Raw genomic sequence first — 25,245 nt, 5'->3', positions numbered from 1 at the left:
ACTGTAGCGGCCTCGCGGTCAGGTTCCGACCTGGGTTCGGTTAAGAGCTCTTCAGATCGCGATCCGTAGTGGCCCACTCACCGTGGTCATCCGATCACTCCCAGGCGCCGGGGAGGGCGGTCACGCCGGAATCGGTACTCTGCCCGCGGAGGTGGAGATGGGACTGCGCGAACTGAAGCGGGAGCGGACCCGCCGGCTGATCGCGGACAAGGCGTTCGAGCTGTTCACCGACCACGGCTTCGGCCGGACCACGGTGGAGCAGATCGCCGCGGCCGCGGAGGTCGGCCCGAGCACGCTGTACCGGTACTTCCCGACCAAGGAGACGCTCGTCCTGGAGTTCGTCGAGGACTGCCTGCTGGGTGCGGTCGCGTGGTTTCGCGAGCAGCCCGACGTGGAGCTGCCGGACGGTCTGCAGGCGGTGATCGAGCGGGTGCTGGAGCAGCTCGACAGCAACCCGGACCGGGTGCGCGCAGTCTTCGACCTGGCCGCGCAGACCGCGTCGGTCAGCGCTCACCTCAACGAGATGATCTGGCGCTTCCGCAACGAACTGACCGACGAGCTGGTACGGCGCTCGCCCGGCGACGACCCCCGATCCGTCGAGTTCACCGCCGCCCTGTCCGCCGGCATCGCCATGAACATCATCGAGACCGTCGTCCGCAGCTGGGTCGAAAACCCGGAAACCACCGAGGTGAGGAACTCGCCCGCCGAGCCATGACCCTCCTCCGCGGAGGCGGCATCCCCCTCCCATCCGCAAACACCGCCCCCAGCTGACCCCGCGCCAGGCAGCCATCTCACCACGCAGGCACCGGCGGAGCCGCGCTCTGCGGAGGCACCCCGGCGGAGCCCGGCGGCGGAGGTGTCGACCCCGGCGCAGCCGGCTGGTGGGGCGCTCGGCTTGTGCTGGGGCGGTGCCGGGAGAATCGCTGTATGTCTTCTGAGCTCGATCCATCCACCGTTGTTGTCCACGCAGGTCGTCCTGAGCGGGTGGCCAATGCGGCAGTGAATCAGTCGCCGGTGTTCAGTTCTACGTATGTGGCTGGCGGGGATCGGGGGTACGGGCGGTTCGGGAACGATGCGTGGGTGGCGCTCGAGGAGACGTTGGGGCAGCTCGAAGGTGGGCGGGGGCTGACGTTCGCGTCGGGGATGGCGGCGGTGGCCGCGATCGTCGATCTGGTGCCGGTCGGCGGCAAGGTGGTGGCGCCGCAGCACGCGTATTCCGGCGTACTCGCGCTGCTCGACCAGCAAGCCGCAACCAACCGCCTCACCGTCGAGCGAGTGAACATCGCGGACACCGACGCGGTCGTCGCAGCGACCGTCGGCGCGGACCTGCTGTGGATCGAGTCGCCGACCAACCCGGCGATGGAGGTCGCCGACCTGCCCACGATCTGCGCGGCCGGACATGCGGCCGGCGCGACGGTTGTCGTCGACAACACGTTCGCGACCCCGCTCCTCCAGCAGCCGCTCAAGTACGGCGCGGACGTCGTGATGCACTCGGCAACGAAGTTCATCTCCGGGCACTCCGACGTCGTTCTCGGCGCGGTCGTCACCCCCGACGACGACCTCTGGAACGCGATCGAGCTCCGCCGACGCAGCCTCGGCGCGATCCCCGGACCGATGGAAGCCTGGCTGGCCCTCAGAGGTCTGCGGACACTCGCGTTGAGGCTGGAGCGCGCCCAGTCCAACGCCGCCTTCCTCGCCGAGCGACTGCTCGAACACCCGCGCGTCAGCCGCGTGCGGTACCCAGGCCTGCCGTCCGACCCAGGCCACGCCAGAGCAGCCGCCCAGATGTCCGGCTTCGGCGCGATCCTGTCCATCGAGCTCGGCGGTGACGCCGAGGGTGCTCAGCGGGTCTGCGAGAGTACGGCGCTCTGGGTGCACGCAACCAGCCTGGGCGGCGTCGAGTCCATGCTCGAACGCCGCCGCCGCTGGCCGATCGAGGTGCCGACGATCCCGGACGACCTGATCCGGCTGGCCGTCGGGATCGAGCACCCCGACGACCTGTGGGCCGATCTCGAGCAGGCCCTCAAGACCTTGACTTGAGCACCGGCGCACCGAAGAACGTCAGCACGCACAGCACCACCGGCAGGATGAACGCGATGTTCAGCGGCATCCAGTGCGCGAGTCCGCCGATCAAGGCGGGTCCGGCGAGCAGACCGACGTACCCGAGTCCGACGACGCGAGCCATCAACGCGCCGGATGCGCGCGGGTCGAGGTTGCCGGCGGCGGTGAAGAGTTGCGGCACGCCACCGGCCAGGCCGAGACCGAACAACGCCCAGCCGAAGAGCGCGACCGGCACCCACGGTACGACGATGACGATGGTGAGCCCGATCGCCGCCATCGCGGCGCCGTACCGGACGATCGCTGCCGGACCGACCACGGCCGCGACTCGGTCGGTGAGGAACCGGCCGACGGTCATGGCTACGGCGAAGGCGCCGTACGCGTAGGCCGCCGTACTGACCGAGGTGTCGAGGACGTCGCGGAACTGCAGGGCCGCCCAGTCGTTGGCGACTCCCTCCGCGAGCATCAGGCCGAAGGCGAGGGCGCCGAGTGCCCACACCAGCTTGGCCGGCGGCTTCGCGCGATCCTGCTGCTCCTCGTGTTCCTCGGGCGCCGCCTCGATCAGGAATCGGCTCACCACCAGCGACACCACGACACACAGGACGCCGGCCAGGCCGAGCGTGACCTTGGTCGGTACGTCGGCCCGCAGCGTGGCGGCCCCGATCAGCGCGGCGAACGCCCCACCGATCGACCACATCGCGTGGAACGCAGCCATGATCGGGCGCGGGTAACCGCGTTCGACCACCACGGCTTGGGCGTTCATCCCGACATCGATCGAGCCGTTGGCGAACCCGAGCATCATCAACGCGAGGCCGAGTGTCCACCAGTTCTCCGCGAAACCGGGCCAGGGCAGCGCGAGGCCGAGCAGGACACCGGCAGCCGGGACCAGGCGGCGCTGGCCGAGGCGGTCGACGAGCGGACCGGCGAGTTGCATGCCGAGGAAGGCGGCGCCACCGAGGGCGAGCAGCAGCAGTCCGAGTGTGCTGTGGGTGATCCCGGTCGCGTGCTCGATGTTGGGGATGTGGACAACCCACATGCCGACGGCGAAACCGTTGAGGCCGAAGTAGGTCCAGGTGGCGATGCGAGCGGCTCTTGGCGGTGCGGTCTGCGGGCGCAGATCGGTAGCGGTCAAGAGGTCACCTCAACCAGCACTCCACGTTGGGCAAGCATCGTCCTCTGGTCCTCCGGGGCGGTCGGGTCGGTGATGATCAGGTCCGGCCGGTCGGCCGGGCACACGTACGCCAGCGCGGCGCGGTCCCACTTGGCGCCGTCGGCAAGCACCATCGTGCGGGTGGCGACGTCGAGCGCCGCCTGCTTGACCTCGGCGTCGCCGAGGTCGAAGGCGGTCAGCCCGGCGTCGAGACTGAAGGCACACGGGCTGAGTACGGCGAGGTCGAACCGCAGCGCCCGCAGCGACGCGATGGTCAGCGGGCCGACCAGGGCCAACTCCCCCTTGCGCGCTTCCCCGCCGGGCATCAACAACCGGATCCGCGGCGCTTCGGCCAACTCGGTCGCGATGTGCAGCGAGAGCGGCATGACCGTGACCGCGCGGTCGTGGAGGAGCTTCGCGACCTCGAGCGCCGTCGTCCCGCTGTCGAGCACGATCGTCTCGCCGTCGTGGATGTGCTCGACCGCGGCTGCGGCGATCGCCTGCTTGGCGGCGACAGCGGCCTGGGCACGCAGCGAGTACGGCGGCTCGACGCCCGACGGCATCGCAGACACAGCTCCGCCGTGGACTCGCTTCAGCACACCTTGAGCGGCCAGGAAGTCGAGGTCGCGGCGGACCGTCATGTCGGACGCCTCGGTCGCCTCGACCAGTTCCTGGACCGTCACTCGGTCCACTCTGCGCAGTCGTTCTACGATCACTTGGTGCCGTTCTGCACTCCTCACGCGCAGAAATCTACCATCCGGATGTTCGATCAAACAAAGAGAGTGTTTGCCTGTGGCTGACCTGGTCGTACGGTCGAGGTATGCGGTGGCGGCCGTCTTCTGCGTGCACGGCGCGGTGACGGGATCGTTCGCCACCCGGGTGCCCTGGATCCAGGAACACTCCGGGGTCTCGGCCGGCCAACTCGGGCTCGCCCTGGCGTTCCCGGCGCTCGGCGCGGCGCTGATGATGCCGCTCGCAGCCCGCGTCAGCCACACGCTGGGCACCCGCAACGCCCTCCGCAGCCTGCTCGCCCTCTGGACGCTCGCACTCGTACTGCCGTCGCTGGCGCCAAACCTGCCCACCCTGTGCGCAGCGTTGCTCGTGTACGGCGGCACAGCAGGCATGGCCGACGTCGCGATGAACGCGCTCGGCGTCGAGGTCGAACACCGGCTCGACAAGTCGATCATGTCCGGTCTGCACGGCATGTGGAGCGTCGGCGCACTGATCGGGTCAGCCGTCGGAACCGTGGCCGCGCACACCGGGATGAGCGCGCAACTCCATCACGCTTTGGCCGCCGCCGTACTGACGGCGATCGGTCTCATCGTGTGCCACTTCGTGCTGAACCTGCATCCCGCGGACGACGAGGAGCCGCCGGCGCGGTTCGCGTTGCCGCCGCGGTCGGCGTTGCTGATCGGGGCGGTCGGGTTCTGCGCGGTCTTCGCAGAGGGGGCCAGCCTGGACTGGTCGGCCGTGTACCTGCGCGACATCCTCGACAGTTCCGCGGGCGTGGCCGCCGCCGCGACCACGGGGTTCGCGTTGACGATGGCGATCGCCCGGATCAGCGGCGATGCGGTGATCGACCGGTTCGGCGCCGTACGGACGGTGCGCTGGAGCGGTGTGATCGCCACCGCGGGCGGCGTGCTGGTCGTGATCGCCCAGCATCCGGCGGTGGCGATGGCCGGCTTCGGGCTGATCGGGATCGGCATCGCGGTCGCCGTACCGCTCGCCTTCGCCGCGGCGGCACGCACCGGCGCCAACGCGAGCCAGGCGATCGCGGGAGTCGCGACGATCACGTACGCCTCCGGCCTGGTGGCGCCGTCGATCATCGGCGGCATCGCGCAGGCCAGCAACCTGACGGTCTCGTTCCTGGTGGTGACCGTGCTCGCGACCGGCCTCGCGATCTTCGCCCCGGTACTGCGTACCCGCAGCCGCTCCCGCGTGAGCTGACAACCCCACTCCCCACGCACGATCCAGCCGCCACCTTTGACGCAACCGATTGGTTGCCATAAAGTTGCAACTCATTGGTTGCTAAATGGTGGGAGCGTCTCATGTTCAGTGCACGCCAACGCGTGGTCCTGCTGGTGCTGCTCGGCGCCGGGTTCATGATGTCCGTCGATTTCTCGATCCTGAACGTCGCGTTGCCGCAGGCCGGTGCGGGTGTCGGGCTGGGGCCGGACGGGCTGGCCTGGATCACTTCGGCGTTCGCGTTGCCGGCGGCTGGGTTCGCGCTGCTGTTCGGGCGACTGGCGGACTATTTCGGCCGGCGGCGGCTGTTCCTGGCCGGGATGGTCCTACTGGCCGGCGCGTCCGTGCTTGGCGGTCTGTCGATGAGCGCTGAGCAGCTGTTGACCGCTCGGGTGCTGCAGGGGCTGGCGACCGCGATGGCGCTGCCCACGTCACTGTCGTTGCTCACCACGACCTTTGACGGCTCCAAGCGTGAGCGGGTGTTGGGTCTGCGAGGTGCGTTGCTGTCCGCTGGCTTTGCGGTTGGCGCGCTGGTCGGTGGCGCACTCGTGAGCCTGGTGGGCTGGCGGGCGGCGTTCTTCATCAACGTGCCGGTCGCGCTGACCGTGCTGGTGCTCGCGCCGTTCGTGATTGCGGAAAGCAGGGCGGCTGTGCGGACGCGGCTCGACGTACCGGGCGCAGTGACGGTGACCGGCGGTCTGCTGGCCGTGATCTATGCCGTCATCGAGCGCAGCCTTCCGACGGCGATCGTCGGCGTACTGCTCCTGGTGGCGTTCTGGCGGATCGAGCGGCGGTCGCCGGCGCCGCTGGTCCCGGTGCACATCCTGCGGCGGCCATCGGTGACGTGGGGCAACTTCGCGGGGCTGGTGGTCTGCTCGATGGAGCCCGCGATGATCTTCCTGACCACGCTCTACCTGCAGCAGACGCTCGGTCTGTCACCGCTCGCCACAGGTCTGGTCTTCGGCATCCCGGGCGTGGCCTCGGTGTTCGCCGGAGTGGTTGCCGGGCGCATCATCGGGCGGTTCGGCTACCGCACCGTCCTGACCGTGAGCATGGCGGTACAGGGCCTGGCGACACTGCCGCTGGTGTTCCTCGGCACCGACCGGGTGACTGCGCTGGTGGTGCTGATTCCGGCGCTGTTCATCGGGTTCTACGGGCACGTGGCCGCGATGGTGGCCTACACGGTGACCGGCACGTCGGGCGTTGCGGACGAGGACCAGGGGCTGGCGAGCGGTCTGACGTCGATGACCCAGGAGGTCGGCGGCACCGTCGGTACGCCGGTCCTGGCCGCCATCGCCGCCACCCAGGCCAACCACCTGGCGGGCACCCACCTTGCCCTCTCGGTCGACGTGATGCTGACCCTCGTGTGCGTCGTACTCGTCTGGCTCGGCCTCCGACCGCGCCTAACCGAGCAGCCGGTCGAGCACCTCGCCGGCCTCGTCGTACCCCGCGTCACAGATCCGCTGAAGTTCCAGTAGGTCTTTGGCCGCGGCCGCACGACGAGTGAGGTGCTCCCCCGCCCGCTCGCACCCCTCGTCCAGCAACTCGTTCAGCACCTCGACGTCACCACGCTGATCAGCCAGATCCGCGAGCCGGTCCTGCGCCTTCTCGTTGCCCTCGTCAGCCAGCGCCCGCAGAGTCTCCCAATCGGTCATGCCTCGATCGTCGAACATTGCCCCAGGGTCAAGGTCAACAATGGCTGTGTGCTCACCATCGGACAGCTCGCCCGGTACGTCGGAGTCTCGACGAAGACCGTACGCGTCTACCACGCCAAGGGCCTCCTCCCCGAGCCCGAACGCGACGCCTCCGGGTATCGCCGGTACGGCGCGCAAGCGATCGTCGACCTGGTCAGGATCCGGACCTTGGCCGAGGCAGGCGTACCGCTGGCACGCATCCGCGACCTCGACCAGGTCGATCTCGGAGAGGCACTGCAGCAGATCGATGCCGACCTGACCGCGCGGATCCGGGACCTGCGGGACACTCAGCGACGACTGCGGAAGCTGGCCGCCGGCGACCTCAAGCTGCTGCCCGCCGAGGTAGAGACCCACCTGCAGCACCTCGAGAAGCGGGGGTTCACCACCCGGTGGGTCGAGCTGGAACGCGAGCTGTGGATCGTCGTCTTCGCGACGCATCCGGAGATCGCCGGCGACCTCTTCCGCGACCAGGCAGACGCACTAACGGACCCAGCGCTCGAGGAGCTGTACCTCACCTACGACCAGGCCCACGACCTCGACCCGGCCGATCCGTCGCTGTCCGAGCTCGCCGACCGCATCGTCGAGGCAACAGTCCAGCGCTACGACCCCAGCAACCTGCCTGGGCAGGCGACTGGCACTGCTGTCCCGCAACTCCTGCAGAGCACGATCAACGCATCGTCGCCGGCGTGGCAGCGGCTCGACGGGTTGATCCGGCACCGGCTCAAGCAGATGACGCCTTGACGCCGGGACCGGGGAGGATGTCGACGTCGTTGGCGTGCATGGGTTTGTCGCAGTGGGTGCAGTGCAGGTCGACGTCGGCGATCTCGCCGCAGGCGTGGTGGCGGTAGAGGACCGGAGGCCCTGCCTCGCCGGCCAGCCACTTGTCGCCCCAGCCCTTCATGACCATGAGCAGGTCGACGAGCTCGGTGCCCTTCTCGGTCAGGTGGTACTCGTACCGCGGCCGGTTGTCGTACGGACGACGCTCGAGCACCCCGTGGCCGACGAGGTGCTGGAGCCGTTCGGTCAGCACCTTGCGCGAGATCTTGAGGTCCGCCTGGAGCTCGTCGAACCGGCGCATCCCGACCCACACGTCGCGCAGGATGAGTGGCGACCACGGCTCCCCGATCACGTCGAGGGTGCGCGCGATCGAGCAGATGAGTTCACCGAAGTTGGTGCGTTGCATGGAATGAGCCTAACAGTTGGGGTTCCCTTACGGAACTCCAGCTGCTACGATCATGGAGTCTCTTCAAGGAACCCCAGATCAGGAGGACGGCGATGAGCAAGGTCTTCAGCGCGCTGTCGGTCTCGGTCGACGGCTACATCACCGGTCGTGACCCGGGAGCCGGTCATGGGCTCGGCGACGGCGGGATGCTCTTCGACTGGTACTTCGACGGCGACACGGCCAGCCGGGTGATGGACGGTTTCAAGCTCAGCGAGCCCAGCGCCCGGCTGTTCGACACCCTCGCCAGTCGCGTCGGCGCCTCGCTCGCGGGACGCAACACCTACGACGACTCCGAGGCGTTCGGCGGCGGAAGCCCACACCCGACCGCGCCGCTCGTCGTCCTCACCCACCGGCCGGCGCCGGAGGCGGGCGACCGTCAGACGATCGTGACCACCGGGGTCGAGGACGCGATCGCCGCCGCCAAGAAGGTTGCCGGTGACAAGGACGTCGCGCTGATGGGCGGCGGCGTTGTGACTGCCGCGCTGCGAGCCGGGCTGGTCGACGAGCTCGTCCTGCATCAGTTGCCGATCCTGCTCGGCGGCGGCCGCCCGTACTTCCAGGACCTGCCGGACCACATCCGGCTCCGCCTGATCGACGCCGTACCGGCCCCGGGTGTCACGCACCTCCACTACGAGGTGCAGCGATGATCCTCTCCACCAACTCTCGCCAGGAGCTGATTGCCATGCTGAATCCCGACGTACGCCGAGTGCTCGAGACGACTGCGGTCGCCCATTTGGCCACCGTGCTTCCCGACGGCGCGCCGCACTCCGTTCCGCTGTGGGTCATGCCGGTGGGCGAGCGCATCGCGTTCCTCACCGGGCCGGGCTCACAGAAGGCGCGCAACCTGCAGCGCGACCCGCGCGTCGCGCTGTCGCTGACTCCGCTCGACAACCCGTTCGAGCCGGTGATCGTCCGCGGCCGCGTCGTCGAGTGGCTCGAAGGCGACGCGGCCTGGGAGATCGTGGACCAGCTTGCGGCGATGTACATCGGCCAGCCCTACCCGCGCGAGCAGGAGCGGGTGATCGCCTTGATCGAGCCCGACCGGCAGCAATACGGGATGAGCTGAGCGGCCTACTTGTCCGTCGAGAACGCCGCGTCGAAGGCCGCCGCGGGCTTGTCGAAGGCGAGCGCCCGGATCACGTTGACGGCTTCGGCGGCGCCGACCTTGCGCTCCATCCCGGCGTCTTCCCACTCGACCGAGATCGGGCCGTCGTAGCCGATGGAGTTCAGCACCCGGAAGCAGTCCTCCCACTTCACGTCGCCGTGACCGGTCGAGTAGAAGTCCCAGCCGCGGCGCGGGTCGCCCCACGGCAGGTGCGAGCCGAGCCGGCCGTTGCGCCCACCGCCGACCCGCATCCGGGTGTCCTTGCAGTCGACGTGGTAGATCCGGTCCTTGAAGTCCCACAGGAACGCGACCGGGTCGATGTCCTGCCACACCATGTGGCTCGGGTCCCAGTTCAGGCCGAACGCCTCGCGGTGGCCGATCGCCTCCAGGGTCAGATGGGTGGTCCAGTAGTCGTAGGCGATCTCCGACGGGTGCACCTCGTGCGCGAATCGGACACCGACCTCGTCGAACACGTCCAGGATCGGGTTCCAGCGGTCCGCGAAGTCCTGGTAGCCGGCGGCGATCCGCTCGGCGGGGACCGGCGGGAACATCGCGACGTACTGCCAGATCGACGATCCGGTGAAGCCGATCACCGTGTTCACCCCGAGCTTGGCCGCGGCCCGCGCGGTGTTCTTCAGGTCCTCGGCGGCCCGCTGCCGGACGCCTTCGGGATCGCCGTCGCCCCACACCCGGGACGGCACGATCGCCTGGTGCCGGAAGTCGATCGGGTCGTCGCAGACCGCCTGGCCGACCAGGTGGTTCGAGATCGCGAACACCTTCAGGTTGTACTTCGCCAGGATGTCGTGCCGGCCCTGGACGTAGGAGTCGTCCTCGACCGCCTGCTGGACGTCGAAGTGGTCACCCGAGCAGGCGATCTCGACACCGTCGTACCCCGCTTCGGACGCGAACTGGCAGACCTCCTCGAACGGCAGGTCGGCCCACTGACCGGTGAACAACGTGATCGGACGTGGCATCTGACTGGCTCCTCAGCGATTAAGGGTTCTCGACGGTGATCCAGGCGCTGTCCGCGGCCGCCGACCGCAGTACGGCGTCGATCAGCCGGGCGGACCGCGCTCCGGCGGCGAAATCGGGCAGGCCGTCCGGGCGGTCACCCAGTACGGCGGCGTAGCTGTCGGCGACGAAGCTGTCGAAAGCGTCCTGGTACCCCTGCGCGTGCCCAGCCGGCAGCCGGTTCACTCGCGCCGCGGGCGGGCTCAGCGTCTCGGGATCCCTGGTCAGCAGCTGCGACGCGGTACGACGACCGACCCACAACCGGTCGGGGTCCTCCTGATCGAAGCCGAAGCTCGACTCGGTCCCGGAGACCTCGAGGTAGAGGCGGTTCTTGCGGCCGGCCGCGACCTGGCTGACCACGATCGTGCCGACGACGCCCGCCTCGGTGCGGAACTGCGCGGTGGCCAGGTCCTCGGTCCGGACGTCGACGCCCCCACGCTGCGACCGAACGGTCCGCAGTTGGGCGCTGATCGCGGCGATCCGGTCGCCGGTGACGAACTCGGTCAGGTCGCACCAGTGCGACCCAATGTCGGCGAAGGTCCGCGAGGGACCGCCGGCCTCGTCGTCCACCCGCCAGTTCTGGTCGTCCTCGCCGGCCAGCCAGTCCTGCAGGTAGGACCCGTGCAGGCTGGTGATCACGCCGGCCTCGCCCTCGGCGATCCGGGTGCGGAGCTCGCGAACCATCGGATGGTAGCGGTAGACGAACGGAACCGTCCCGACCCGCTCGGTCTCCAGGGCGGCGGCGTGCAGTCCGGCCGCGTCCTGGACCGAGGTTGCGAGCGGCTTCTCGCAGATCACGTGCTTGCCGGCTTCGAGCGCCTTGAGCGTCACCGGGAGGTGTGTGTTGTTCGGCGTACAGACGTGGACCACGTCGATGTCCGCGGCGAGCAGCTCGTCGAGGTCGGCGTACCCGCGCTCGGCGCCGGTCGCCTCCGCGGCCGCCTCGGCCCGCTCAGGGCTTGATCCGATCGCGCCGACCACCTGGGCGCCCGCGACCAGCGCGGACCTGCCGTGGACGCGGCCCATGAAGCCGCCGCCGACGATCCCGACCCGGAGCTTGCGCGCAGTGGTGGACACGTCGAAGGACGCTATGTGACACTTTTGAACCCTGTCAAGCAAAAGTCCACGCCCCTCCGACGGAAGTCCTGCGCATGAGTGATCTCGGTACGGCGGGAAGCGGCGCGGTCCTGCGTCTGCTCCTCGACGGGCAACCGCGGACCCGCGCAGAGCTCATCGACCTCAGCGGGCTGGCCAGGTCGACGGTCACCGGGCGGATCGAGGAGCTGGTCGCGGCCGGTCTCGTCGTACCGTCGGGTGAGGCCGCGTCGACCGGCGGCCGGCCGCCGGCCCGGTTCCGGTTCAACCCGGCCGCTCGGCTGATACTGGCCGCGGACATCGGCGCGACGCACCTGTCGGTCGCGCTGACCGACCTGACTGGCGAGATCCTCGACCGGTCCATGATGCCGCTGAACATCGCGGAAGGGCCGGAAACGGTGCTGAGCGAGGTCGTGCGGATCGGCCGCACCCTGCTGAAGTCCGCGCGGCGGTCGGTCAAGGATCTGGCCGGTACGGGTGTCGGACTGCCGGGACCCGTGGAGCACAGCACCGGGCGGCCGAACCACCCGCCGATCATGCCGGGCTGGGATTCGTACGACGTCGCGGGGCGACTCGGCCGAGAACTCACCGGACCGGTGCTGGTCGACAACGACGTGAACATCATGGCGCTCGGCGAGCATGCGACCGAGTACGCCGACGTCGAGCACCTGCTGTTCGTGAAGGTGGCGACCGGGATCGGCGCCGGCGTGATCAGTGGCGGGCGGCTGCATCGGGGCGCGCAAGGTGCAGCCGGCGACATCGGCCACATCCAGGCGCTCGATCACGACGAGGTCTGCCGGTGCGGGAACACGGGCTGCCTGGAGGCGATCGCCTCGGTCGCAGCGATCGCCGGCCAGCTCGGGGTCGGCAGCAGCCAGGACATCGTCGAGCTGGTGCGCGCCGGCGACACGGCCGCGACCGCAGCGGTTCGGCAAGCAGGACGCGAGATCGGCACAGTGCTGGCGGCGTGCGTCAGCCTGTTGAACCCGTCGGTGATCGTGGTCGGCGGCTCACTGTCGCAGGCCGGTGACAGCCTGCTGGCCGGCATCCGGGAAGCGATCTATGCCAGATCGTTGCCCCTGGCCACCACTGACCTGCTCGTGGTCACCAGCCGGTCCGGCCAGGACGCCGCGATCCGAGGCGCCGCAACGCTCGTCCTTCAGCACCAGCTGACGGCCAACTGATCCACGAGAGCGTTGAGCCGGTCCAGCAACGGCCCGCTGCGCGCGCGGCCGAACCCGTACCGCCTGCCGTGCAACGCGGCCTGCACGCAGTGGAGCTGCGACCACAGCCGGACGCGTTCCGGGTCGATCTCGGCAGCTTCGGCGAACAGCGCCAGCTCGCGCCGAAGCTCCTTCATCAGATCGTCGGACTCCAGGTAGGCCAGCGTCCGGGCCTTGAGGAACATGGCGCCGTCGTACGCCGGATCACCCACGTAGCCCTTGGGATCCACAGCCAGCCACGGCTCCCGGTCGGCGCGCAGGATGTTCCGCGCATGGAAGTCACCGTGGATGAGGATGTCCGGTTGGTCCCGGCCGAGATCGTGGATGACGGCGACCGCCGCGTCCAGCACCGAGTCCGGCAACGGATGCGACAGTTCCGCAGCGTCCTTGCGGAGCTCGGCTTCCCATTCGTCGGCGCGATCCTGCAGCCGCGGCAAGCCGGGCGGCGCGGGCACGGCCAGGCGACGGTGCAGCCGGCCGGCTTCCACAGCAACGTCGGCACCATCGGGACCTTCGGCGAGGTTCGCCGGATGCGCCCGCTCGAGCAGTAGCGCGAACCGGTCGTCATCGCGCTGGTAGAGCCGGACCGCGCCGCGACCGTCCCAGGCCTCGAACGCGTCCGGCTCATGCACGTTGCCCGGGTGCGGGAACGAAACCTTGAGCACTGCCGGTGCGGGAGCCAGGACCGGGACGACGACACCGACCTGGCCGTGCATCGCCGCGCCGTCGACGACGCAGTCCCAGCCAGACAGCAGGTCCTCGACGATCCCCGGCAACTGCTCCAGCCAGGCTTGGCCGGTCTCGCCTTCGCGCTCGACGGTCGACCGTGCGAAGGCCGCCGGGACGATCACCAGCGCTCGGACTTGGCCGACCGGGACACCAGGCTGAACAGCATGTCCTTCGGCGTCATCTCGCCGGCCACCACCTTGGTGACATGTTCGGCGATCGGCATCTCGACGTCGTGGTGGTGCGCGAGCTCGGAGATCGACGCGCACGACTTCACGCCTTCGGCGACCTGCCGGGTGGCGCCGGCGATCTCGGCGACGGTCATGCCCTGGCCGAGTTTCTCGCCGAAGGTCCGGTTCCGCGACAACGGCGACGAGCAGGTCGCGACCAGGTCGCCCAGCCCGGCCAGGCCGGAGAACGTGTGCTCGTGCGCGCCGAGCGCCGTACCCAGGCGGGCGATCTCGACCAGGCCGCGGGTGATCACGGACGCCCGGGCGTTGTCGCCGAAGCCGAGGCCGACCGCCATCCCGACGGCCAGCGCGATCACGTTCTTGGAGGCGCCGCCGAGCTCACAGCCGATCACGTCGTTGTTCGTGTACGGGCGGAACGTCGGCGAGTGGCACAACTTCTGCAACCGGGTCGCGGTGCCCTCGTCGGCACAGGCGACGACCGACGCGGCCGGCTGGCCTTCGGCGATCTCGCGGGCCAGGTTCGGACCCGAGACGACCGCGATCCGCTCCGGCCCGGCGCCGGTGAGCTCCGCGATCACCTCGCTCATCCGCTTCGTCGTACCGACCTCGACACCCTTCATCAGACTGACCAGGGGTACAGCGTTCGGCAGCACGCCGGCCCAGTCCTTCAGGTTGTCGCGCAGCGACTGACTCGGCACCGCGAGCACGACGGCTTCCGCGCCGGCAGCGGCCGCGGCCGGGTCATGGGTCGCGGTGATCGAGTCCGGGAGGCGAATGCCGGGCAGGTAGTCCGGGTTCTCGTGCTTGGTGTTGATCGCCTCGCAGAGCGACTCACGCCGGCCCCAGACCGACACCTGGTTGCCCGCGTTGGCCAGCACCGTGGCGAACGCCGTACCCCAGGAGCCGGCACCGAACACCGCAACCTTCGTCATGCCTTCTCCTCACCGTCGTTCTTGGCGTCCTCGGCGTCCTTGGCACGCGCCTTGCGCAGGTCGTAGAGCTCCTTGGGGGGCGTCTCACCGCGCAGCTCGCCGAGCGTGTCCGCGACCGCCTGCATGATCAGCTCGGTTGCCTCGTGCAACAGCTGGTTGGTGATCGGCTTGCCCTCGAACGCGCTCAGGTCGACCGGTTTCCCGGCCCGCACCTTGATGGTCTTGCGCGGCAGCAGCCGGATCCGCAGCTTGCCGGTGTACGACTCCAGGACCTCCTGCGCGCCCCAGTTGGCGATCGGGACCACCGGACACCCCGTCATCAACGCGATCCGCGCCGCGCCGGTCTTGCCGGTCATCGGCCACATCTCCGGGTCCCGGGTGATCGTGCCTTCCGGGTAAACGCCAACACACTCACCGCGCTCGATGGCCGCGACCGCGTCCCGGAACGCGTCGGCCGCCTGCGCCGACTCCCGGTACACCGGGATCTGCCCGGCGCTGGAGATGATCCGGCCGAGCACCGGGATCTTGAACACCGACGCCTTGCCCAGGAACCGCGGGATCCGCCGGCACTCCCAGATGAAGAACCCGAGCACCAGCGGATCGAAGTGCGAGATGTGGTTCGGCGCGAACACCACACCGCCGGACCGGGGCAGGTTCTCCCGCCCGGTGAAGTCGGGCTTGGTGAACACCAGCATGAACGGCTTGACGATCGCGACCACCAAGCCGAACCAGAAGCCCCGGGGCGGCCTGGGGTCACTCGGCCGGCTGTTCACTACTGCCTCCTGGTGCTCGTCACTGCCATCGGTCATGGGAGAATCCTGCCTGATGGCAGACCTACAGGTCGCTCCCTGGATCCTGGCGATCCCGGTGAAGCGTACGGCGATCGCGAAGAGCCGGCTCGCTGCGGCCTACCCCCAGCACCGGCCTGAGCTCGCCCGCGCCTTCGCTGTCGACACTACTGCGGCCGCCCTCGCCTCTCCGCTGGTCCGCGCCGTCCTGGTCGTCACCGACGACCCGGTCGTCGCCGCGGACGTGACCGCGGTCGGCGCGCTGGCGGTGCCGGACCTCCCGTCCGTGGGGCTGAACGAAGCCTTGCTGCATGGTGCCACTGTGGCCGCTGCGGAGTTCCCGGACACTGGGGTCGTTGCCCTCTCCGCGGACCTCCCGGCCCTGCGGCCGGCCGAGCTGACCGCCGTGCTGGCGGCTTGTGTGGCGCCGCGATCGTTCGTCGTCGACCTTCCCGGGACCGGCACAACGTTGCTCGCCGCAGCGCCCGGTGTCGCGCTGGATCCCCGCTTCGGCGTGGGTTCCGCACTAGCCCACCAAGTGTCTGGCGCGGTGCCGATCGAGTTGTCCGGCATCGACTCGGTACGGCGTGACGTCGACACCGCGGCCGATCTGGCCCACGCCGTACAACTCGGTGTGGGTCCGGCGACCGCCGACGTGATGTCGCTGGTGCTCGGTGCCGCCACCGGGACCGAGGGTCTAGCCTGCTGACATGCAGGGAACCGTGAGCCGTTACGACAGCGAGAGTTTCGCGGGTGCGGTGCTGACCGACACCGGGATCGAACTGCCCTTCACCGTGCACGCGGTGGCCGACACCCCCGTCCGTCATCTGCGGGTCGGCCAGCGGGTCCGGCTGGAGACCAGCGGATCCGGGGCCGATCTGACCGTCACCAAGGTGGACTTCATCACCGAGCTCTGAAGGTTGCCCCCGGCATCCTGACACGGCACTGTGCTGACACGTCGAAGGCCGGTCATCCCTGGAGCGGGGTGACCGGCCTTCGCTGATGTTGCGGTGCTGCAGTGCTGAAGGTCAGCGAGAAGCTGCGCGCTTCGCCGGAGCCTTCTTGGCGGGGGCCTTCTTGGCCGGCGCCTTCTTGGCAACGGTCTTGGCCGGGGCCTTCTTGGCCGGCGCCTTCTTCGCGACGGTCTTGGCCGGGGCCTTCTTCACCGGGGCCTTCTTGGCCACCGTCTTCTTGGCGGCGGCGGTCTTGGTCGCTGCCGTCTTGGTCGCCGCCGTCTTGGTCGCCGCAGCCTTGGCCGGAGCGGCCTTCTTCGCCGGGGCGGCCGCCTTGGTCGCGGCCGGCTTCGGAACGACCAGCTTCGGCAGCTTCTTCGCACCGGAGACAACGGCCTTCAGCTCCGCACCGGCGCGGAACTTCGGAACCACGGTCTTCTTGGCACGCTTGGTCTCACCGGTGCGCGGGTTGCGCACGATACGCGCCCCACGCTCGATGGCCTCGAAGGCACCGAACCCGGTGATGGCGACCTTGCCACCCTTCTTGGTCAGCTCGCGCTCTACGGTGTCGATCACCGACTCCAACGCGTGCTGGGCCTGGCGGCGGTTTCCGTCGAAGTGCACTGCGAGCGCATCGACTAACTGACTCTTGTTCACTGCTTCCCTCCGTGAACACTAGGCGTCGAGCACAGCGCTCGATCTCACGTGAACGTTATGGACTCAACACGCCGTTCACAAACACCAACGCGGCAATTCTTCCTTGTTTTGGGCGATTCGTGCCACAATTTGGCCCGATTCGGCCCTCTGGAGGCCTCCGGGAGCTCCCGGAATCCCTGCAGAGCAACGATCCGCTCCCCAACAGTCACCACCTCGCAACCGCCCTCAGCGACCCTTTCCCCGCAAGGTTCGCAGTCCCGACTGGGCCGTGTCGAGGCCTCGCGTCACCGCCTTACAGCCAGCCGCGGCGCTTGAAGATCTGGTGCAGACCTCCACACACCAACGCCATCAGGCCGATCGCGAACGGGTAGCCGTACTGCCAGTGCAGCTCCGGCATCACGTCGAAGTTCATCCCGTAGACGGTGCCGATCAGGGTCGGGGCGAACAGGATCGCCGCCCACGCGGAGATCCGCTTCACCTCTTCGTTCTGCTCGCTGCTGGCGATCGTGAGGCTCTTCATCTCCTCGTTCTGCTGCTGGGCGACCAGGGTCGCGTTCACCGTCAGGATGTCGCGGAGCAGCTCGCGGAAGCCGTCGACCTTCTCCACCACCTCGGTGACGTGGTCGGCCACGTCCCGCAGCGACCGTTGCAGTTCCTCGTCGACGCCGTACTTCTCGAAACCGCCGCGCAGCGACTCCAGCATGCCGACCAGCGGCCGGGTCGCGCGCTGGAACTCGATCACCTCACGGGACAGCTCGTAGATGCGCCGCGACACCTTCGGGTCGCCGCGGAACACCTCGGTCTCGATCTCGTCGATGTCGTTCTCCAGGCCCGCAACGACCGGTGCGTAACCGTCGACGACCTTGTCCATGATCGCGTAGAGGACCGCCTCGGTGCCGCGCTGCAGCAACTCGGGGTCGCGTTCGACGCGGCGCCGTACCGCCGCCAGGTTGGGCGCCTCGGCATGCCGGACCGTCACCACGAAGTCCGGGCCGACGAACACGTGCACCTCGCCGAACTCGACCTCCTCGGTCGCGTCCCGGTAGCGGGCGGCCTTGAGTACGACGAACAACGTGTCGCCGTACCGCTCCAGCTTCGGCCGCTGATGGGCCTCGTTCGCGTCCTCGATCGCCAGCTCGTGCAGGTCGAACTCCCGGGCCAGGGAGTCGAGCTCGCGGCGGTCCGGCCGGTACAGGCCGATCCAGGCCAGGCTGTGTGGCGCCTTGTGCAGCACGCGGTAGGTCTCGGCCAGCGACTCCGGCGACGCGACCCGGCGGCCGTCGCAGTAGATCGCGCTGTCGACGACACTGTGCCCTTGGGGCTTCGGCGTGGTGTCGCGGATCTGCAGCTCGGCCTGCTCCGGAGCGGGCCGGCGGGGAGCGCGGAAGGGAGTGCGGCTGAACGCGCGCAGCGGACGGATACGGAGGTCGGACATGAGTCCCCCAATGCGGTGTCGCGGGTGTGTGTGGGCGCACGTCTGCCCGACCCCCGCGGCACCCAGGCCGCATCAGAAGAAGAGGAATCAGCCCCTGAAAGGTCGAGCGAGATCGGTATGTCTGGAGGGCTCGCTGTTCATGCGCGCCTCACCTCCCGGATCTCGCAACCTTGTTCTGACAACCCAGCAAGGGTAACACCCGAGTTATCGCCGCCGATGTCCTCGGCGTTACGGCGGCGACAACTCGAACGGCTCAGGCCTTGGCGGGCAGGGTGGCCGGCTTGAAGCTCGGCCGGGTCGCCTCGTAGGCGGCGATGTCGGACTCGTGCGACAGCGTGATGCCGACGTCGTCCAGGCCGTTCAGCAGCCGGTAGCGGGTGTAGTCGTCGATCTCGAACGGCGCGGACACGTCACCGGCCGAGATCGTCTTGTTCTCCAGGTCGACCGTGACCTTGGTGCCCGGGTCGGTCTCGATCGTGGTCCACAGCTGCTCGACGACGTCCTGCGTCACCAGGGCAGCGAGCAGGCCGGCCTTGCCCGAGTTGCCGCGGAAGATGTCGCCGAACCGCGACGACACCACGACCCGGAACCCGTAGTCCATCAGCGCCCAGACCGCGTGCTCGCGCGACGACCCGGTGCCGAAGTCCGGACCGGCCACGAGCACCGACACCCCGTCGTACTCCGGCTGGTTCAGGACGAAGGAGGAGTCGTTGCGCCAGGCCGCGAACAGCCCGTCCTCGAAGCCGGTCCGGGTGACTCGCTTCAGGTAGACGGCCGGGATGATCTGGTCGGTGTCCACGTTGCTGCGGCGCAGCGGGGCCGCCGTACCGATGTGCTGGGTGAAGGCTTCCATGTCTCTGCTCTCCTCAGACGTTCTCGGGTACGGCGACTTCCAGCGGCTCCAGGTCCGCCGGGGCCGCGAGGGTTCCGGTGACCGCGGTCGCGGCGGCGACCAGCGGCGAGACCAGGTGGGTGCGACCGCCCTTGCCCTGGCGGCCTTCGAAGTTCCGGTTCGAGGTGGAGGCGCTGCGCTCGCCGGGAGCCAGCTGGTCCGGGTTCATGCCCAGGCACATCGAGCAGCCCGCGCCCCGCCACTCGGCGCCGGCTTCCTTGAAGATGCGGTCCAGGCCCTCGGCCTCGGCCTGCAGCCGGACCCGGCCGGAGCCCGGGACCACCAGCATCCGGGTGCCCTCGGCAACCTTCCGGCCGGCCAGCACGCCGGCCGCGGCCCGCAGGTCCTCGATCCGGCCGTTGGTGCAGGAGCCCAGGAACACCGTGTCCACGTGGATCTCGCGCATCGGCGTCCCGGCGGTCAGGCCCATGTACTCCAGCGCCCGCTCGGCGGCGCGCTTGTCGTTGTCGTTGTCGAAGTCGCCCGGCGACGGCACGTTCTCCGACAGCGGGATGCCCTGGCCCGGGTTGGTGCCCCAGGTGACGAACGGCGTGATGTCCTCGGCGCGCAGCACGACCTCACGGTCGAAGGTGGCGTCGTCGTCGGTGGCCAGGCTCTTCCAGTACTCGACCGCGGCCTCCCAGTCGACGCCCTGCGGCGCGTGCGGCTTGTCCTGCAGGTAGGCGAACGTGGTCTCGTCCGGCGCGATCATGCCCGCCTTGGCGCCCCACTCGATCGACATGTTGCAGATCGTCATCCGGGCTTCCATGCTCAGCGCGCGGATCGCCTCGCCGCGGTACTCCACGATGTAGCCCTGGCCGCCGCCGGTGCCGACCTTCGCGATCAGCGCCAGCACCAGGTCCTTGGCCGAGACCCCGTCGGGCAGGACGCCGTCGACCGTGACGGCCATCGTCTTCGGCCGGGCCTGCATCAGGGTCTGGGTGGCCAGCACGTGCTCGACCTCGCTTGTGCCGATGCCGAAGGCAATCGCGCCGAACGCGCCGTGGGTGGAGGTGTGGCTGTCACCGCAGACCACGGTCATCCCGGGCTGGGTCAGGCCCAACTGCGGGCCGATCACGTGCACGACGCCCTGGTCCGGGTCGCCGAGGGTGTGGATCCGGATCCCGAACTCCTCGGCGTTCCTGCGCAGCGTGTCCACCTGCGTGCGCGACACCGGGTCGGCGATCGGCTTGTCCACGTCGAAGGTCGGGACGTTGTGGTCCTCGGTGGCGATGGTCAGGTCCGGGCGCCGGACCTGGCGGCCGGCCAGCCGGAGCCCGTCGAACGCCTGCGGGCTGGTCACCTCATGCACCAGGTGGAGGTCGATGTAGAGGAGGTCGGGTTCTCCGTCGGCATGGCGCACGACGTGCGCATCCCAGACCTTTTCCGACAACGTCCTACCCATCAGACTCTCCTTTGAGATGTGTGTGGTGAAGTGCCTCATCGCTCACAGTGCTCTGAACTGGGCCACGGAAGCGACTTGCGTTCCACGATTCGAGACGGCAATATCGTCTCATGGACAACTCTAGCGGAGTCGGCGTTCTCGACAAAGCAGCCCTCGTTCTGTCCGCGCTCGAGTCCGGGCCGGCGACCCTGGCCGGGCTGGTCGCGGCCACCGGTCTTGCGCGCCCGACGGCGCACCGGCTCGCGGTGGCGCTCGAGCACCACCGGCTGGTCGGACGGGACATGCAGGGACGGTTCGTGCTCGGCCCGCGACTGAGCGAGTTGGCCTCCGCTGCCGGTGAGGACCGACTGCTGGCGACAGCCGGTCCGGTGCTGGCGCGACTGCGCGACATCACCGGTGAGTCGGCCCAACTGTTCCGCCGTCAGGGTGAGTACCGCGTCTGTGTTGCTGCCGCCGAGCGTCCTTCCGGCCTGCGCGACACTGTGCCGGTCGGCAGTCAGCTGACGATGGCCGCCGGCTCCGCCGCTCAGATACTGCTCGCTTGGGAGGACCCGGAGCGGATGCACCGCGGCCTCCACAACGCGACCTTCAACGCCGCTGCGCTGGCCGGCGTACGGCGCCGTGGCTGGGCCCACTCGGTTGGCGAACGGGAGCAGGGCGTCGCGTCCGTGTCGGCTCCGGTCCGCTCCCCCAGCGGCAAGGTGATCGCCGCGGTGTCCGTCTCCGGCCCGATCGAGCGCTTGTCCCGCCAGCCCGGTCGCATGCACGCCCCAGCCGTGATGGCCGCCGCCGAGCGCCTCTCGGAGGCGTTGCGCCGCGCGTCAGAGTAGCCAGACCTGACCGGTGCCGCTGTCGATCAGAGCGGCATGGTCGGCGGTGGTCTCCAGCGGCAGGACGTCGTACACGGCCGCCGCGAGGATCGGTAGCGAAGCCAGTGGCACACGGGGCGCGAGGGTGCAGTGCGGCACCCAGCGCCCTGGTTCGTAGTGGCGGTGAAGATCGGCGCCGGTCTCCCGGACCGCCGAGACTGCCTTCTCCTGAAGCTCCAGTACGTCGACGCCGACCGCCGGCACCAGCCAGGCCCGGCCGCGCCGGAACGTCCCAAGCGCGTCGAAGTACAGACTGACCGGCCCGTCCATCAACGGCTGGACGGCTTCTGTCACCTTCTCCTGGTCCCATTCCCGCAGCACCGCAAGGGACAGGTGCGGCACGTGCCGCCCGTGCGTGTGCGACTTCAGCGTCGGTACGCCGAGGTCCTCCAGCCGGTCCCACAACGCCCGCAGGATCCGGTCGGAGCGCCGATCGAACAGCAGGCACACCGCCAGCGCCATACCGGCACAGTACGCCCGGGCCGTTGTGCGCCGCCGGTCGCGCGGTCACGATGGCCTTGGGAGGTGGGGACATGGAGCGTGAGTGGCTCACAATCGGCTGGAAGTCACTGCTCATCCGGGGAGCCATCGGTGTCGTGTTCGGCATCCTGGCGATCGTCTGGCCGATCGAAACCGCGATCGCCCTGGCGCTGCTGTGGGGCTTCTGGGCCCTGATGGACGGCATCGGGTCGCTGATCCAGGCGTTCCGGCCGGAGTCCAAGGGCGGCCGGGTGTGGCTGGTGCTGCTCGGGGTGATCGCCCTGGTGGCGGCGTTCTTCGCGATCTTCAGCCCGGGTGTGGCGGCGGTGACGCTGACCTGGATCCTCGGCATCTGGCTGATCGTGCGCGGCCTGTTCGAACTCTTCGGAGCGTTCAGCAGCAACCACGTGATGCCACGCTGGCTGCTGGTCCTGAACGCGGCCCTGTCGATCCTGATCGGCATCCTGTTCGTCGCCAACCCGGGAGCCGCCGCCGTCGGCATCGCCGTGTTCCTCGGCTGCGTCGCGCTGCTCTGGGGCGTCGTCCTGATCGTCGCCGGCCTAAGCGTCCGCCGAACCCTCAGCGGCCCGGCCACCACGACCACTCCGTCCCCCGCCTGACGGCTGGGGTTTGTCGAGGCCCAGGCGAACCGCCATGGCGGCAGCCTGGACCCGGCTCTCGACGCCGAGCTTCGCCAGGATGTGCGTCACGTGCACGCTCGCGGTCTTGGGACTCATGTAGAGGGCATCGCCGATCTCCCGATTGGTGCGGCCTGCTGCGAGTAGAGCGAGCACCTGCTGCTCCCGGTCCGTCAGTCCCTGCGGCACCTCAGGCTCTGCTTGGACGGCGGCCGGGTCAGGTGATCCCGTGTCGACGCGGGCGAGTCGTGCAAGTTTGTCGATCTGTTCGAGCAACGGCATCGCACCCAGACGTTCGGAGATCCGTCGTGCGGCGGTGAGTTGTTCGGCGGCGGTCCGCCGGGCGTCAGCGCCTGACCGGCTGGCCAGGATCGCCTCGGCCGCACGCAGGCGTGCCCGCGCCTCGTCGTACGGCCGGCCGGCCGCGGCCCACTCCCTTGCCGCGATCAACCATGGGTCTGGTTCGTTGGCGCCCGTCGCCCGGGATCGCTCGCCGCTGATGACCGCGCTCACGGCGGCCCCGGTGCGGCCCGTCGTCATCACCTCGCCGAGCAATCCGACCAACTGTTCGAGCCGCTCGGGCGCAGCGGCGGTGCCGGCCGCCTCGAGGCCGGCCGTCAGCAGGTCTGCCGCATCGTCAGGTCCGAAGATGTGGTCCGGCATCGTCCGCGCGACCGACAGGACCACGTCGAGCGCCTCGCCGGGGTGTCCGGTGAGGAGCAGGAGTCGGGCGCGCGCCTCGCCGTACATGACCAGAAACTGCGGTTGGTCACGCTCGCTGAGTACCTCGACCTGGGCTTGCATTTCCTCGGCGGCTGCCAGGTCACCACGCGCCAGGTGCACCAGTTGCAGCACGCCCTGGAAGAATCCCAGGTCGGACGCATCCCTCGGGTCAGGCATCCAGTCGATCGCCTCGTCCCACCGACCCGCGTCGTAGAAGGCCTGGACGACGTTGCCGTCCATGATGTCCTCCAGCCAGTGCCGTCCCAGCATCAGCCGGCCGACCTCTCGCCGGACGAGTGCCGCGACCTTCGCGGCTCGGTCCGGGTCTCCGAGCCGCCAGTAGAGGTCGGTCAGCACGACTCCGGCCAGAGCGAGATCCTCGGGCTCGGCCAGTTTGTACGCGATCGCGAGGGCCGTCTCTCGATGCCCGAGCGCCTCGGACAGGCGACCTTCGAGACCAACCGCGGAGCCGAGCATGCCATGCACTATCCCGACGGTGCGGAGGTCTCCGCACTTGGCGCCGAGCTCGAGCGCGGTCCTTGCCGGGCCGAGCGCTTCGTCCCATCGCGAGCAGGTGCCGAGCGCCATCGCGCGGGCAGCGCAGACCCGGGCCCACGTTGCTTCGTCGTGCACAGACGTCAACCGCTGAGCGAGTTCGACGTCGCGCAGCGCCTGCTCAGTGTTTCCCACAGTGGTTCCGAGCCAGCAGCGGGAAAGGGCCGCCCGCACGACTTCCTCGTCGGTATCGGACATGGCCGCCAGATCGCCGTCCAACAGCGCCACGGCGGTGTCTGTCTGACCGACCGACGCAAGGTGAGTCGCCGCGGACACCAGCAGTGCCAGCTTCTCCGGTACGTCGTCCCGCACCTTGCGGGCCGAATCCCACAGCTCCGCGGCGACGGCGTACCAGTGGCCGGCCTCAGCGATCGCGTAGTGCTGCTCGGCGGCCACCGCGGCGCGCACCGACCAGACGAGCCCGTCGTCAGGCTCATCCGCGCGCCGATACTGCTCGGCCACTTCCGCGACCGCGGCGGCGGTCGGCCGCACAGGCAGAACTGTCTCCAGGTGTCCCGCCATCCTGGTGTGCAGCTGTCGTCGATCGCGCGACAGCAACCGTTCGTATGCGACCTCGGCCAGCACGGGGTGTCGAGCGGAGGACCCGCGTCCGGGATCGCGCACCATCAGGCCGGCCTCGCAGGCCTGCCAAACGGCGTCGGGGTCACCCGAGGCCGCGGCAAGCATCTCGTCGTCGGTCAGCGGGCGGCCAAGTGTCGCGGCGGCAGCGACCACGGTCCGGGCCGGCATCTCGACGGCGCCGAGCCTCGACACCAACACCTGACGCAGCGACTCCGACGGATTCGCGCCATCACGAGCGAGCTCCGCGTTGAGGTACGGGTTGCCCGCGCTGCGTCCGTACACCGCGGCCAGCAACTCTGCGGAGCACTCCGGCAGCTGGCGGGTGGTCTCCTCGAGGGTGAGCCGGCGAAGCGGCAGGTCGGTGACGAACGGACCGCGCACCTGCTCGCTCAGCCACCGTGCTCGCTCGGGATCGGTTTCCTCGTCCCGCCAGGTCAGCAAGACCAGCAGACCGGTCGCGGGCAGGTTGCGGCTCAGGTGGGCGATGAAGTCGAGCGTCGACACGTCCGCCCAGTGCAGGTCCTCGACAACGAGCACCGCGCCGCCCTCGGCGATCTCGCCAACCGTTCGCAGCATCGACTCCGCGGCCCAGGCGCGACCCGCCGCGACCGAGGTGAACACCTCGCCGGCGGTTGCCTGACCGACCCCGAGTGCCGCGTCCAGTCCGCCATACGCCACCGTTCCGGACAACGGCGCGCACGCACCGCTCAGGATCCGAAGACCGGCAGCGTCGGCATCCGCGACGGCGGCGCGAACCAGCGTCGTCTTCCCGATCCCGGCTTCACCGCGCACGACGGCAACGGCCGACGCCGCCCCCGGCAGCCGAGCCATCAAGCCTTCGATCAGTGCGAGCTCCCTCTCGCGCCCGACCATCGCCCCGCCCACTCCACCATCAT

General features: G+C 69.3%; 27 protein-coding genes. 12 read left to right on the top strand and 15 right to left on the bottom strand.

Annotation, left to right across the window (positions count from 1 at the left end; all coding sequences use genetic code 11):
- Positions 1 to 157 precede the first annotated feature (157 nt).
- Positions 158 to 715: a TetR/AcrR family transcriptional regulator gene (locus ACIBL3_RS28005; RefSeq protein ID WP_396356580.1), complete on the top strand. Its 558-nt coding sequence runs from the start codon at positions 158 to 160 to the stop codon at positions 713 to 715.
- Positions 716 to 927: 212 nt separating this feature from the next.
- Positions 928 to 2,040: a trans-sulfuration enzyme family protein gene (locus ACIBL3_RS28000; protein WP_396356579.1), complete on the top strand. Its 1,113-nt coding sequence runs from the start codon at positions 928 to 930 to the stop codon at positions 2,038 to 2,040.
- On the opposite strand, the gene ACIBL3_RS27995 is transcribed toward ACIBL3_RS28000, so the two are convergent.
- Entirely contained in the window at positions 2,024 to 3,190 is a 1,167-nt protein-coding gene (locus ACIBL3_RS27995; RefSeq protein WP_396356578.1) for an MFS transporter, read from the bottom strand. The two genes, ACIBL3_RS28000 and ACIBL3_RS27995, sit on opposite strands and share 17 nt — an antisense overlap.
- On the bottom strand, positions 3,187 to 3,924 hold the full coding sequence (locus ACIBL3_RS27990) for a DeoR/GlpR family DNA-binding transcription regulator (protein WP_396356595.1): 738 nt from the start codon (positions 3,922 to 3,924) through the stop codon (positions 3,187 to 3,189). Before ACIBL3_RS27990 ends, ACIBL3_RS27995 begins: the two co-directional genes overlap by 4 nt.
- Before the next feature lie 76 nt (positions 3,925 to 4,000).
- Here ACIBL3_RS27990 and ACIBL3_RS27985 point away from each other — a divergent pair, with 76 nt between their 5' ends.
- Entirely contained in the window at positions 4,001 to 5,155 is a 1,155-nt protein-coding gene (locus ACIBL3_RS27985) for an MFS transporter (RefSeq protein ID WP_396356577.1), read from the top strand.
- Positions 5,156 to 5,256: 101 nt separating this feature from the next.
- On the top strand, positions 5,257 to 6,651 hold the full coding sequence (locus ACIBL3_RS27980) for an MFS transporter (protein ID WP_396356576.1): 1,395 nt from the start codon (positions 5,257 to 5,259) through the stop codon (positions 6,649 to 6,651).
- Here ACIBL3_RS27980 and ACIBL3_RS27975 read toward each other — a convergent pair.
- Entirely contained in the window at positions 6,577 to 6,828 is a 252-nt protein-coding gene (locus ACIBL3_RS27975) for a hypothetical protein (RefSeq protein WP_396356575.1), read from the bottom strand. The genes ACIBL3_RS27980 and ACIBL3_RS27975 overlap by 75 nt on opposite strands.
- A 48-nt stretch (positions 6,829 to 6,876) precedes the next feature.
- Here ACIBL3_RS27975 and ACIBL3_RS27970 point away from each other — a divergent pair, with 48 nt between their 5' ends.
- Positions 6,877 to 7,608: a MerR family transcriptional regulator gene (locus ACIBL3_RS27970; protein ID WP_396356574.1), complete on the top strand. Its 732-nt coding sequence runs from the start codon at positions 6,877 to 6,879 to the stop codon at positions 7,606 to 7,608.
- Here ACIBL3_RS27970 and ACIBL3_RS27965 read toward each other — a convergent pair.
- The gene (locus tag ACIBL3_RS27965) at positions 7,589 to 8,050 is read right to left on the bottom strand and encodes a winged helix-turn-helix transcriptional regulator (protein ID WP_396356573.1); all 462 of its coding nucleotides are present in this window, start codon (positions 8,048 to 8,050) and stop codon (positions 7,589 to 7,591) included. The two genes, ACIBL3_RS27970 and ACIBL3_RS27965, sit on opposite strands and share 20 nt — an antisense overlap.
- Positions 8,051 to 8,142: 92 nt before the next feature.
- On the opposite strand from ACIBL3_RS27965, the gene ACIBL3_RS27960 reads away from it, so the two are divergent.
- Both ACIBL3_RS27960 and ACIBL3_RS27955 read left to right on the top strand, forming a co-directional pair.
- The gene (locus ACIBL3_RS27960; protein WP_396356572.1) at positions 8,143 to 8,736 is read left to right on the top strand and encodes a dihydrofolate reductase family protein; all 594 of its coding nucleotides are present in this window, start codon (positions 8,143 to 8,145) and stop codon (positions 8,734 to 8,736) included.
- Positions 8,733 to 9,155, top strand: a complete 423-nt coding sequence (locus tag ACIBL3_RS27955) for a PPOX class F420-dependent oxidoreductase (protein ID WP_396356571.1) — start codon at positions 8,733 to 8,735, stop codon at positions 9,153 to 9,155. The genes ACIBL3_RS27960 and ACIBL3_RS27955 overlap by 4 nt, the downstream gene beginning before the upstream one ends.
- Positions 9,156 to 9,160: 5 nt before the next feature.
- Here the strand turns inward: ACIBL3_RS27955 and ACIBL3_RS27950 are convergent, their stop codons facing one another.
- Complete coding sequence (locus ACIBL3_RS27950) at positions 9,161 to 10,168, bottom strand: sugar phosphate isomerase/epimerase family protein (RefSeq protein WP_396356570.1); 1,008 nt, start codon at positions 10,166 to 10,168, stop codon at positions 9,161 to 9,163.
- 19 nt (positions 10,169 to 10,187) lie between these two features.
- Positions 10,188 to 11,282 (bottom strand): Gfo/Idh/MocA family protein, encoded by a 1,095-nt coding sequence (locus tag ACIBL3_RS27945; protein ID WP_396356569.1) that lies wholly within the window; start codon positions 11,280 to 11,282, stop codon positions 10,188 to 10,190.
- Between the two features lie 74 nt (positions 11,283 to 11,356).
- On the opposite strand from ACIBL3_RS27945, the gene ACIBL3_RS27940 reads away from it, so the two are divergent.
- Positions 11,357 to 12,484, top strand: a complete 1,128-nt coding sequence (locus ACIBL3_RS27940; RefSeq protein ID WP_396356568.1) for an ROK family protein — start codon at positions 11,357 to 11,359, stop codon at positions 12,482 to 12,484.
- Here ACIBL3_RS27940 and ACIBL3_RS27935 read toward each other — a convergent pair.
- From ACIBL3_RS27935 to ACIBL3_RS27925, 3 genes are read right to left on the bottom strand one after another with little or no spacing between them, the layout of a single operon-like run.
- Positions 12,460 to 13,374: an aminoglycoside phosphotransferase family protein gene (locus ACIBL3_RS27935; protein ID WP_396356567.1), complete on the bottom strand. Its 915-nt coding sequence runs from the start codon at positions 13,372 to 13,374 to the stop codon at positions 12,460 to 12,462. The genes ACIBL3_RS27940 and ACIBL3_RS27935 overlap by 25 nt on opposite strands.
- A complete protein-coding gene (locus ACIBL3_RS27930) occupies positions 13,371 to 14,372 on the bottom strand; it encodes an NAD(P)H-dependent glycerol-3-phosphate dehydrogenase (protein ID WP_396356566.1) in 1,002 nt (333 codons plus the stop codon). Before ACIBL3_RS27930 ends, ACIBL3_RS27935 begins: the two co-directional genes overlap by 4 nt.
- Positions 14,369 to 15,181, bottom strand: a complete 813-nt coding sequence (locus ACIBL3_RS27925) for a lysophospholipid acyltransferase family protein (RefSeq protein ID WP_396356565.1) — start codon at positions 15,179 to 15,181, stop codon at positions 14,369 to 14,371. The genes ACIBL3_RS27930 and ACIBL3_RS27925 overlap by 4 nt, the downstream gene beginning before the upstream one ends.
- A 16-nt stretch (positions 15,182 to 15,197) precedes the next feature.
- Between ACIBL3_RS27925 and cofC the strand changes: the two genes are divergently transcribed.
- Positions 15,198 to 15,869 carry a 2-phospho-L-lactate guanylyltransferase gene (gene cofC / locus ACIBL3_RS27920; protein ID WP_396356564.1) on the top strand — a complete coding sequence of 224 codons (672 nt, stop codon included), beginning with the start codon at positions 15,198 to 15,200 and terminating at the stop codon, positions 15,867 to 15,869.
- A 1-nt stretch (position 15,870) separates the two neighbouring features.
- Positions 15,871 to 16,077 carry a hypothetical protein gene (locus ACIBL3_RS27915; protein WP_396356563.1) on the top strand — a complete coding sequence of 69 codons (207 nt, stop codon included), beginning with the start codon at positions 15,871 to 15,873 and terminating at the stop codon, positions 16,075 to 16,077.
- Positions 16,078 to 16,188: 111 nt separating this feature from the next.
- Here the strand turns inward: ACIBL3_RS27915 and ACIBL3_RS27910 are convergent, their stop codons facing one another.
- From ACIBL3_RS27910 to leuC, 4 genes are all read right to left on the bottom strand, one after another.
- Positions 16,189 to 16,770, bottom strand: a complete 582-nt coding sequence (locus ACIBL3_RS27910) for an HU family DNA-binding protein (RefSeq protein WP_396356562.1) — start codon at positions 16,768 to 16,770, stop codon at positions 16,189 to 16,191.
- Between the two features lie 292 nt (positions 16,771 to 17,062).
- Positions 17,063 to 18,205, bottom strand: a complete 1,143-nt coding sequence (gene corA, locus ACIBL3_RS27905; protein WP_396356560.1) for a magnesium/cobalt transporter CorA — start codon at positions 18,203 to 18,205, stop codon at positions 17,063 to 17,065.
- Between the two features lie 253 nt (positions 18,206 to 18,458).
- Complete coding sequence (gene leuD, locus ACIBL3_RS27900) at positions 18,459 to 19,058, bottom strand: 3-isopropylmalate dehydratase small subunit (protein ID WP_396356559.1); 600 nt, start codon at positions 19,056 to 19,058, stop codon at positions 18,459 to 18,461.
- Between the two features lie 13 nt (positions 19,059 to 19,071).
- Positions 19,072 to 20,502: a 3-isopropylmalate dehydratase large subunit gene (gene leuC, locus ACIBL3_RS27895; protein ID WP_396356558.1), complete on the bottom strand. Its 1,431-nt coding sequence runs from the start codon at positions 20,500 to 20,502 to the stop codon at positions 19,072 to 19,074.
- A gap of 110 nt (positions 20,503 to 20,612) precedes the next feature.
- Between leuC and ACIBL3_RS27890 the strand changes: the two genes are divergently transcribed.
- Complete coding sequence (locus ACIBL3_RS27890; protein ID WP_012922430.1) at positions 20,613 to 21,332, top strand: IclR family transcriptional regulator; 720 nt, start codon at positions 20,613 to 20,615, stop codon at positions 21,330 to 21,332.
- Here ACIBL3_RS27890 and ACIBL3_RS27885 read toward each other — a convergent pair.
- Positions 21,324 to 21,833 (bottom strand): 2'-5' RNA ligase family protein, encoded by a 510-nt coding sequence (locus ACIBL3_RS27885; RefSeq protein WP_396356557.1) that lies wholly within the window; start codon positions 21,831 to 21,833, stop codon positions 21,324 to 21,326. The genes ACIBL3_RS27890 and ACIBL3_RS27885 overlap by 9 nt on opposite strands.
- A 71-nt stretch (positions 21,834 to 21,904) precedes the next feature.
- On the opposite strand from ACIBL3_RS27885, the gene ACIBL3_RS27880 reads away from it, so the two are divergent.
- The gene (locus ACIBL3_RS27880) at positions 21,905 to 22,471 is read left to right on the top strand and encodes an HdeD family acid-resistance protein (RefSeq protein ID WP_396356556.1); all 567 of its coding nucleotides are present in this window, start codon (positions 21,905 to 21,907) and stop codon (positions 22,469 to 22,471) included.
- On the opposite strand, the gene ACIBL3_RS27875 is transcribed toward ACIBL3_RS27880, so the two are convergent.
- Positions 22,412 to 25,222, bottom strand: a complete 2,811-nt coding sequence (locus ACIBL3_RS27875; RefSeq protein ID WP_396356555.1) for a LuxR C-terminal-related transcriptional regulator — start codon at positions 25,220 to 25,222, stop codon at positions 22,412 to 22,414. The genes ACIBL3_RS27880 and ACIBL3_RS27875 overlap by 60 nt on opposite strands.
- Positions 25,223 to 25,245 lie beyond the last annotated feature (23 nt).

Source organism: Kribbella sp. NPDC050124 (assembly GCF_044460355.1).
Taxonomy (GTDB): domain Bacteria; phylum Actinomycetota; class Actinomycetes; order Propionibacteriales; family Kribbellaceae; genus Kribbella.
Note: the sequence above shows the minus strand (reverse complement) of the source record. Positions and strands in the feature narration are given on the sequence as shown.